The organism is Marivirga sp. (assembly GCF_051117495.1).
Lineage (GTDB): Bacteria > Bacteroidota > Bacteroidia > Cytophagales > Cyclobacteriaceae > Marivirga.
This window is the reverse complement of the sequence record NZ_JBNPEF010000035.1, coordinates 4,965-14,408: the sequence shown is the minus strand read 5'-3', so window position 1 is coordinate 14,408 and position 9,444 is coordinate 4,965. Positions and strand designations below refer to the sequence as shown.

General features: G+C 36.0%; 7 protein-coding genes. 1 reads left to right on the top strand and 6 read right to left on the bottom strand.

Annotation, left to right across the window (positions count from 1 at the left end):
* The 5 genes from ACFE0M_RS17485 to atpD all read right to left on the bottom strand — a co-directional run.
* Positions 1-409 (bottom strand): SIS domain-containing protein (locus ACFE0M_RS17485; protein WP_434547083.1); only part of this gene is annotated, 409 nt, incomplete at its 3' end.
* A gap of 9 nt (positions 410-418) precedes the next feature.
* Positions 419-817, bottom strand: a complete 399-nt coding sequence (locus ACFE0M_RS17480) for a hypothetical protein (protein WP_434547082.1) — start codon at positions 815-817, stop codon at positions 419-421.
* A 99-nt stretch (positions 818-916) separates the two neighbouring features.
* Complete coding sequence (locus ACFE0M_RS17475) at positions 917-2,743, bottom strand: ABC transporter ATP-binding protein (protein ID WP_434547081.1); 1,827 nt, start codon at positions 2,741-2,743, stop codon at positions 917-919.
* 127 nt (positions 2,744-2,870) lie between these two features.
* Positions 2,871-3,119, bottom strand: coding sequence for an ATP synthase F1 subunit epsilon (atpC, locus tag ACFE0M_RS17470; protein ID WP_434547080.1), 249 nt, complete (start codon positions 3,117-3,119; stop codon positions 2,871-2,873).
* Positions 3,120-3,129: 10 nt separating this feature from the next.
* Positions 3,130-4,638 carry a F0F1 ATP synthase subunit beta gene (atpD, locus tag ACFE0M_RS17465; RefSeq protein WP_434547078.1) on the bottom strand — a complete coding sequence of 503 codons (1,509 nt, stop codon included), beginning with the start codon at positions 4,636-4,638 and terminating at the stop codon, positions 3,130-3,132.
* Positions 4,639-4,896: 258 nt separating this feature from the next.
* On the opposite strand from atpD, the gene ACFE0M_RS17460 reads away from it, so the two are divergent.
* Positions 4,897-7,344, top strand: a complete 2,448-nt coding sequence (locus tag ACFE0M_RS17460) for a zinc-dependent metalloprotease (RefSeq protein ID WP_434547077.1) — start codon at positions 4,897-4,899, stop codon at positions 7,342-7,344.
* 268 nt (positions 7,345-7,612) lie between these two features.
* On the opposite strand, the gene recG is transcribed toward ACFE0M_RS17460, so the two are convergent.
* Positions 7,613-9,444: ATP-dependent DNA helicase RecG (recG, locus tag ACFE0M_RS17455; protein ID WP_434547076.1), on the bottom strand; the 1,832-nt coding region annotated here is incomplete at its 5' end.

Genomic DNA, 9,444 nt, shown 5'->3' with positions numbered 1-9,444 from the left:
CTTTGGCTTTAGCTACTTTACAGGCTTCTAAAATATTTTGGGAATTGCCACTAGTACTAATGGCCAATAAAACGTCCTCATTTCTGCCCAATGCTTCAAGAGCTCTGCTGAAAATAAAATCAAATCCGTAATCATTGCCCACACAAGTAATATGGCTTACATCGGATAATGCCATAGCAGCTATTGCAGGTCTAGCTTCCCTAAATTTGCCGCTCAGTTCTTCTGCGAAATGCATGGCATCACAGTGAGACCCCCCATTTCCACAACTCATTACTTTCCCTCCAAAACTAAAGGAATTGAGCATAATTTCTACAGCAGTTTCTATATTGGCTAACTGCTCGGGTTGGTTTAAAAAATTATCCAGCGTTTTTTGAGCTGAATGGAGTTCGTTTTTAATAAGGTTAATCATGAAGGTTTATTAGGATTGGGTACTTTCATCATCGGGTTTGGTTGAATCAGATTCTTGGTTTGCCGAAGGAACTTTTTTATCCGATTGTGTTGCAGCATCCTCTTTTGGCACAGATGAACTCTCCGATTCCTTTTTATCGTAAAGCTTTGCTTTAAATTGATTGATTTCTTGCTCGTGTTTTAAATTTAATTTAACTATTGATTTCTCTAATCTAAAATTTTGATAAAAAACTATTAATAAAAATACCAAACCAATTATTGAACAATAAAAAAACAAATTCATATAATGAAGAAACTTCAATAATATCCCTATATCTGAATCAGAAAAATTAATGTAAGCCGTAATTGAAATTATTGCTGAAATGAAAATCAGTAGGTAAACAAAAACGATAGTTTTAAAAGTCTTCATAAAAATGGAGTTGTGATGGTTTTGATTATGAATATAAACAAATATAGAAATATTTTAACAACTAGCTGTAAGCTTTGGTTGAATCAATAGTTTAAAAATTTAGGATACTGACTGAATTTCAATCAATTTTTTATAAACCCCTGCTTTTTCAATTAGCCTTTCATGCTTGCCTTCCTCTATGATTTCGCCATCCTGCATCACATATATTTTATCCGCTTCTTGTATGGTGCTAAGCCTGTGAGCAATCACAATTGAAGTTCTATTTTTCATTAAATTAGTTAAGGCGTCCTGTACTAATTTTTCAGATTCTGAATCCAAGGCAGAAGTAGCTTCATCTAAAATAAGGATATCGGGATTTTTCAAAATGGCTCTTGCTATGCTAATCCTTTGCCTTTGCCCGCCCGATAGTTTTGTGCCTCTTTCCCCTATCATGGCATGATATCCTCCATCCATTTGGGAGATAAAATCATGGGCATTCGCTACCTTAGCCGCCTGTATTACTTCCTCCAATGTGCATTCTGGTTTGCCAAAAGCAATATTATTAAAGATGGAATCATTAAAAAGAATCGATTCTTGACTTACTATTCCCATTTTAGCCCTTACAGATTCGACTTTAAAATCTTTTATGGAAACACCATCTATTTGTACGTCACCTGATACAGGATCGTAAAATCTAGGAATCAAATCTGCCAAGGTAGATTTTCCTCCACCTGATGGCCCTACCAATGCAATAGTATCTCCCTTAGGTATATTGATATTAATATTTTTCAATACTTTTTCTTCTCCATAAGCAAAGGATACATTATTGAAGCTGATAGCATTTTCAAATTTTTCCAATTTTTTTGCATCGCTCTTGTCCTGAATTGCAGGTTTTAAATCAATTATTCCAAAGATTCTTTCTGCGGAAGCAAGACCTCTCTGTACGTTACTAAAAGCAGTAGATAACTGTTTAGCAGGTACTATTAATTGAGAATAAATAGCAATGAATGTAATGAAACTACTAGCACTCAACTCAGAATTACCTTCTAAGATCATCCCTCCACCGATTAATAAGACGCCTACTACCACGAAAACACCTAAAAATTCAGAAGTTGGCCCTGCTAAAGCTTGCCTTTTCTGCATGCTAACATTAAAGGTCGCATAATTTTTAACCTCTTTTTGAAATCTATTTTTGGAAAAATTTATGGCATTAAATGCTTTAATAATTCGCATACCGCTTAATGTTTCGTCCAAAATATCAGAAATTCTCCCGATGGTTTCCTGGCTTTTCATAGCTTTCTTCTTTAAAGAAATAGCTATATAGGAAATGATAAAACCAGATATTGGCAAGATTAGTAATGTGATTAAAGTAAGCCTGGCAGATATGAAAAATAAAGCAATAAAATAACCTATAAGCATTAAGGGTTCTTTAATTACTGCCTTTAAACTGTTGACTACAGTGCCCTCTACTTCTTGTACATCCGCCATCACCTTCGACATGATATTGCCCTTTCGTTCTTCAGTATAGAATCCTATATGCATATTTACTAATCTGTTGTAAAGCGCATTTCTAAGGTTAGAAATCACGTTTGCTTTTACAATAGCAGAAATTACAGCCAAGAGATATCGAAATAAATTAGCTAGAAAAATGCTGACTACTAGAATTACGCATACAAATTGCAGCGCTAAAAATCGATCTTCCTGCATTATAGAAAGAAAATAGAAGTCAAACACTTCTTTAAAGTAGGAAATATTCAAACTGAATTCAGGTAATGACTCCGGAAGATTGCTTTCCTCTTTAACTTTAAAAAGTACGTTTAAAACAGGTGCGAGAACCCCCAATGTTAAAACACTAAAAACAGACTGCAATAAAGCATAGACTAAGTATTGGGGTGCCAACCAGCCTAAAGGTTTAGCATATGAAAGAACCCTGAAATAAGTTTTCATTTAAAATTTAGATTTGTATGCAATTTAAGAGATATAGTTCTTAATAAGAATTGAATATCCTTCCAAAACGAAAAAAGCCGATTAGCATTATAGCAAACCGGCTTTATTTTATAAATATTTAACTAAACTATTCCTCAATCACCTTTTCAGCCAGAACAGTAATATTATTATTTAATACTTCTACCACACCACCTTCAACCACGATAGTTGTGTTGTTTTTTCCATCGGAGAATTTTAAATCTCCTTTGTCCAAAGAACTGATTAAAGGTGCGTGGTTATTCAAAACCTGAAAAGAACCATTGCTTCCCGGAAAAGTAGCAGAATCTACATTTCCTTTAAACACATTTTTTTCCGGTGTAATGATTTCTAAAAGCATGATTTTAATTTTAAGCTTCTGCTAACATTTTCTCTCCTGCCTCAATGGCTTCTTCAATAGTACCTTTCAAGTTGAAAGCTGCTTCCGGAAGGTGATCTAATTCACCATCCATAATCATATTGAAACCTTTGATTGTTTCTTTGATATCAACCAATACCCCTTTCAAACCAGTAAACTGCTCTGCAACATGGAATGGCTGAGACAAGAATCTTTGTACTCTTCTTGCTCTATAAACGGTTTGTCTATCTTCCTCAGATAATTCGTCCATACCTAAGATGGCGATAATATCTTGAAGTTCTTTGTAACGCTGTAAAATCTCTTTTACTCTTTGCGCACAGTCATAATGCTCATCACCAACGATACTTCTTTCCAAAATTCTAGACGTTGAATCCAATGGATCCACCGCAGGATAGATACCTAACTCAGCAATCTTACGAGATAATACTGTAGTTGCATCTAAGTGAGAGAAAGTAGTTGCAGGAGCAGGGTCAGTTAAATCATCCGCAGGAACGTAAACCGCCTGAACGGAAGTAATTGAACCATTTTTAGTTGAAGTAATTCTTTCCTGCATGGCACCCATTTCAGTAGCCAAAGTAGGTTGATAACCCACAGCAGATGGCATCCTACCTAAAAGGGCAGAAACCTCAGAACCTGCCTGAGTGAAACGGAAGATATTGTCAATAAAGAAAAGAATATCTTTACCAGTTTCGTTACTGTCTTTATCACCATCACGGTAATATTCAGCTAATGTCAAACCAGACAAAGCAACTCGAGCACGAGCACCTGGAGGTTCATTCATCTGACCGAACACGAAAGTAGCTTTAGATTCTTTCAAAGCTTCTTTATCCACTTTTGAAAGATCCCATTTGCCTTCTTCCATAGAGTGCATGAATTCATCACCATATTTTACAATACCTGATTCCAACATCTCTCTAAGCAAGTCATTACCTTCACGAGTTCTTTCACCCACACCGGCAAATACAGACAAACCACCATGTCCTTTTGCAATATTATTAATCAACTCCTGGATCAATACGGTTTTACCAACACCTGCACCACCGAACAAACCAATTTTACCCCCTTTTGAGTAAGGCTCAATTAAGTCGATAACTTTAATTCCTGTATATAAAACTTCAGAAGAAGTCGATAAATCTTCAAATCTTGGTGCATCCCTATGGATAGGTAGTTTAGTTTTACCTTCCGGCTGCTCAATGCCATCGATGGCATCACCAATTACATTAAATAATCTTCCTTTAATGTCCTCACCAGTTGGCATTGAGATTGGAGTTTCAGTATCTATAACTTCCATACCTCTAGTCAAACCTTCAGTACCATCCATTGCGATGGTTCTTACCCTGTCCTCACCTAAATGTTGCTGACATTCCAAAACGATTACAGAACCGTCAGATTTTTTTACTGTAAATGCATCAAAGATGTTAGGTAATTTCGCGCCTTCTGCTTCAAAGCTCACATCCACTACCGGGCCAATTACTTGGGTAATCCTACCAATATTTGCCATGATTTAATAATTATAATAAAATAAAATTGCTCTCTTCTTTCAGGGTGCAAAGCTAAGGTTAAATTCAATTATAACAAAGCATTTTTATCTTTCGGTTAAGTCCGATACTAAAATTTTATAATCTAAAGTCAATTTACAATTCACGGCTTTACTTTTTCCATTAATATCTCTGATCTTTCCACTCATGGAAAAGAGTTGAAAATTGTAAACTTAATAAGCCTGTAATGTTAAATTAGCAGGAAATTAAATGTATATACAATGAAAAAAATAATATTAAGCTTTGCCATTTTGGCATTTTTTGGGCTTTCAGCTCAAGAAAGTAATGCCCAACTGTTTGGCAAAAAGAAAAAAGAAGAGACGCCAAAAGAAAATGGTGGTTCTAAATCTAAATACAAAAGCTATTCTAAAGTAATTACTTCAGAGGCTGAATCTGATGAAGGTTTATTTACTTTCCACAAAGTAGATGATAAATACTATTTTGAAATTCCTGAAGATCTATTGGAAAAGGAAATTTTAATAGTATCCAGAATATCTGGACATGTAAAAGGATTGAATTTCGGTGGTGCCGGTATGAAATCACGCCCTCAGCAAGTGATCAGATTCCAAAAGAAAGACAATCAATTATTGCTAAGATCTGTTTCTTATAATTCAGTAGCAGATGAAGAAGACCCTATTTATGAGTCCGTTAAAAACAACAACTTTGAGCCTATTATTCATAGCTTCAAAATTGAGGCATTAGGAAAAGATTCCGCTTCCTATGTAATTGATGTAGAAGATTTCTTCACTTCTGATGTTCCAATGATTGGCGCACTTTATGATTATCAAAGAAAGGCATTCAAAGTATCTACTGTTGATAAAAGCAGATCTGTAATCGTTCACGGAAAAGCATTTCCAGAAAATGTGGAAATCAGACACATTTTAACTTATAAAGGAAGTGAGCTTCCTGATAACCAATTGACGGGTGCACTATCCATTGAAATGAATCAATCCATGATTTTGCTTCCGGACAACCCGATTGTGCCAAGAAATTTTGATGAGCGAGTAGGTTATTTTTCTATTCGTCAGCTAGACTATTCTAAAGATGCTCATAAAGCTGATGACAATAGATTTATCACCAGATGGAGATTAGAGCCTTCTGACTGGGAAGCTTATAACAAAGGAGAATTGGTAGAGCCAGTTAAGCCGATCGAATATTATATCGATCCTGCTACACCTTTAGAATGGAGAGAATATATTAAAAAGGGTATTGAAGATTGGCAACCTGCTTTTGAGGCCGCTGGTTTTAAAAATGCAATTGTTGCTAAAGATGCGCCATCAAAAGAAGAGGATCCAGATTGGAGTCCTGAAGATGTGAGATATTCTGTTATTCGTTATATCGCTACTGATATTCAAAATGCTCAAGGACCACATGTTCACGATCCTAGAACAGGTGAGATACTTGAAAGTGATATTTTATGGTATCATAACGTCATGAACTTATTGAGAAACTGGTACTTCATCCAAACGGCTGCGGTTAATCCTGAGGCTCAAAAAGTTAAATTTGAAGAAGATTTGATGGGAGAATTAATAAGATTTGTGGCAGCTCATGAGGTAGGTCACACCTTAGGTTTACCACACAATATGGGTTCAAGTGTTGCTTACCCAATTGATTCTTTAAGAAATGCTGAATTCATGAGGACACATGGTGTTGCTCCTTCTATAATGGATTATGCTAGATTTAATTATGTTGCCCAACCAGAAGATAATGTTGAGAACTTCTTTCCAATGGTAGGGGAATATGACAAATGGGCAATAGAATATGGATATAGAGCTATTCCAAATGTTGAAACCGCTGATGAAGAGGAAGCAATTTTGAACGGATGGATTTTGGAAAAAGCAGATGATCCTGTTTACAGATATGGCCGTCAGCAAAGAGGTGTAGTGGACCACACGGCACAAACAGAAGACATTGGAGATGACTCCATGATTGCTTCTGAATTAGGAATTAAAAACCTAAAAAGAATTGCTGAAAAATTGATTGAGTGGAGCTCTGAAGAAGGTAAAAATTATGATGAGTTGACTGAATTATATGGAAATGTATTAGGTCAATATAATCGATACATGGGCCATGTTACGGGTAACGTTGGTGGAATCAGCGAATATTACAAAACATCTGATCAGGATGGTGCTATTTATACTCATGCATCTTTAGATAAGCAGAAAAGAGCCATTGCATTTTTGAATGAGCAATTATTCGAAACTCCAGAATGGTTGATTGATACTGAAATATTGGGTAGAATTGAATCTTCTGGAATAATAGACAGAATCAAAGGATTACAAACTAGAACTTTAAACAGCCTTTTCAGTGCTGATAGAGTGAAAAGAGTTTTAGAGAACGAATCTTTAAATGGAAATGATGCTTATAAAGCTACTCAGATGATGAGTGACTTAAGAACTGGTATATTCTCAGAATTAAGAACTGGTAGAAGCATCGATACTTATAGAAGAAACCTGCAAAAAGCATTTGTTGAAAAATTAGGTGATTTAGTGAATATTGAAGATGATGATATCCGTACAACTGATATCCCATCCCTTTCAAGAGGTAATTTGGTTACCTTAAGAGGAGAAATCAATAGAGGTTTAGCACGACAAAGTGACCAAATGTCTCGTTATCATTTACAAGATTTAGTAAGCAGAATTGATCAAATTCTAGACCCAAGAGGATAATAAGGTTGATTTTTATAATTGTTTATTTCAAAGCCTTTCGAAATTGCTTTCGAAAGGCTTTTTCTTTTTATTCAGCTTGAAAGTTGTGTTCTTAATGTTTGAAAATTCTAATTATTAATTATCAAATTATTAAACCTACTTTGTCAAGTTAGCACCGATGCCCACGATTTGTGTCTTCACAAATCGAGCTTTGATCTATCTAGAGCTGTGAAGACACAGCTCTTGGCGATGATTGAATAATATGACAAAGTAGGATTAATATTACTAATTAAGATATCCTGCTCCAATTCACATTTTTCTTCTTCTGTTGTTCTACTTGGGTTTTGATGAGTCTGTTTTCCTCTAAGTTCAATTCTGGGTCTTTGCTAATAACTACTTGTGCACTTTGCCTGGCTATGGATAAAATAGGTTCATCTTCTCGTAAATCACCTATCATCAAATCGAGCTGACCACTTTGCTGCGTTCCCATCATATCGCCCGGACCTCTTAATTCCATGTCAACCTGAGCAATCTCAAATCCATCAGTAGTGCGTACCATGGTTTCCACCCTAGTTCGAGCTTCTTTACTTAATTTATAACTGGTCACCAATACGCAATAGGATTGTTCAGCGCCTCTACCCACTCTGCCTCTCAGCTGATGTAATTGGGCTAATCCAAATCTTTCTGCATTTTCAATTACCATAACCGAAGCATTGGGCACGTTCACGCCTACTTCGATTACCGTTGTGGCCACCATAATTTTGGTTTCCCCTTTCACAAATCTGGCCATTTCGAAGTCTTTATCAGCAGGTTTCATTTTACCGTGCACAATGCTGATTGGAAATTCAGGAAATGCTCTGGCTATGCTTTCATATCCATCCATTAAATCTTTTAAATCTAACTTTTCGGATTCCTCAATTAAGGGATAGACCACATAAACCTGTCTGCCTTTTTCTATTTCTTTTTTTATAAAACCGTTTAATTTTAATCGATTAGCATCATATTGATGAATGGTTTTGATTTCTTTTCTTCCTGCAGGTAATTCGTCTATAATAGAAATATCTAAATCACCATAAACCGACATAGATAATGTTCTAGGAATAGGAGTGGCGGTCATAATCAAAACATGCGGGACAAAATTTTCATTCTTTTTCCATAACCGTGCTCTTTGAGCAACACCATAGCGATGTTGTTCATCCACTATGGCCAAACCTAAGTTCTGGAACTGCACCACCTCTTCCAGCAATGCATGTGTACCTACCAATATTTTCAGCTCCCCTGATTTTAATTCCTCATGGATAATCCTTCTGGCTTTGGTTTTGGTGGAACCCGTTAGCAAAGCAATACTCACTCCAATTTTATCTGCAAATTCTTTTAAGCCCTCATAATGCTGGTTAGCTAAAATTTGAGTAGGTGCCATCAGCGCTACTTGGGTTCCGCTGTCGATAGCGATCAGTGACGCTATAAATGCCACTATGGTTTTTCCACTGCCGACATCTCCCTGTAAAAGTCGGTTCATTTGCTTTCCATTTTTAAAATCAGCAAATATTTCTTTGATAACTTTTTTCTGGGCACCCGTCAAATCAAAAGGAAGGTGAGATTTATAAAATTCAGTCAATAAATCTGTTTTCTGAAGAACTTGGCCTTTAAACTTTTCAAGCCGAATCTTTTTCTGCATCAGCAACCGCAATTGCATAAAAAAGAACTCATCAAACTTCATCCGGAAGCGCGCTTTTTGGAGCAACTGTTGATTTTTCGGCACATGAATCTGGGCTACCGCATCTTTTTTAGAAAGAAATGCATATTGCTGAATTAGATGCTCAGGAAGTGTTTCAGGAATTCTGTGATAAGCTTCCTTCAATAGTAATTTTTGAAGCTTGAATATGACTTTACTATCCAGAAATTTTCTTCTTAAGGTTTCTGTAGTGGAATAAACCGGTTGCAAAAATTCTTGTTGAGACATGGCAGGAGTCAACACCTCTATTTCTGGATGAGCCATACTAAATTTACTTCCATATCGGTTTGGCTGTCCAAAAACTACATATTCAACACCTGACTTTAATTTGGGGCTAATCCAGTTGATACCACTAAACCATACGAGTTCCATGGTGCCGGTTTCAT

Coding starts and splice junctions, on each gene's coding strand:
- atpC (WP_434547080.1), bottom strand. CDS start 3,119: ATGCTTTTAGAAATCATTACACCGGAAAAAAATGTGTTTAAAGGAAAT.
- atpD (WP_434547078.1), bottom strand. CDS start 4,638: ATGGCAAATATTGGTAGGATTACCCAAGTAATTGGCCCGGTAGTGGAT.
- ACFE0M_RS17480 (WP_434547082.1), bottom strand. CDS start 817: ATGAAGACTTTTAAAACTATCGTTTTTGTTTACCTACTGATTTTCATT.
- ACFE0M_RS17460 (WP_434547077.1), top strand. CDS start 4,897: ATGAAAAAAATAATATTAAGCTTTGCCATTTTGGCATTTTTTGGGCTT.
- ACFE0M_RS17475 (WP_434547081.1), bottom strand. CDS start 2,743: ATGAAAACTTATTTCAGGGTTCTTTCATATGCTAAACCTTTAGGCTGG.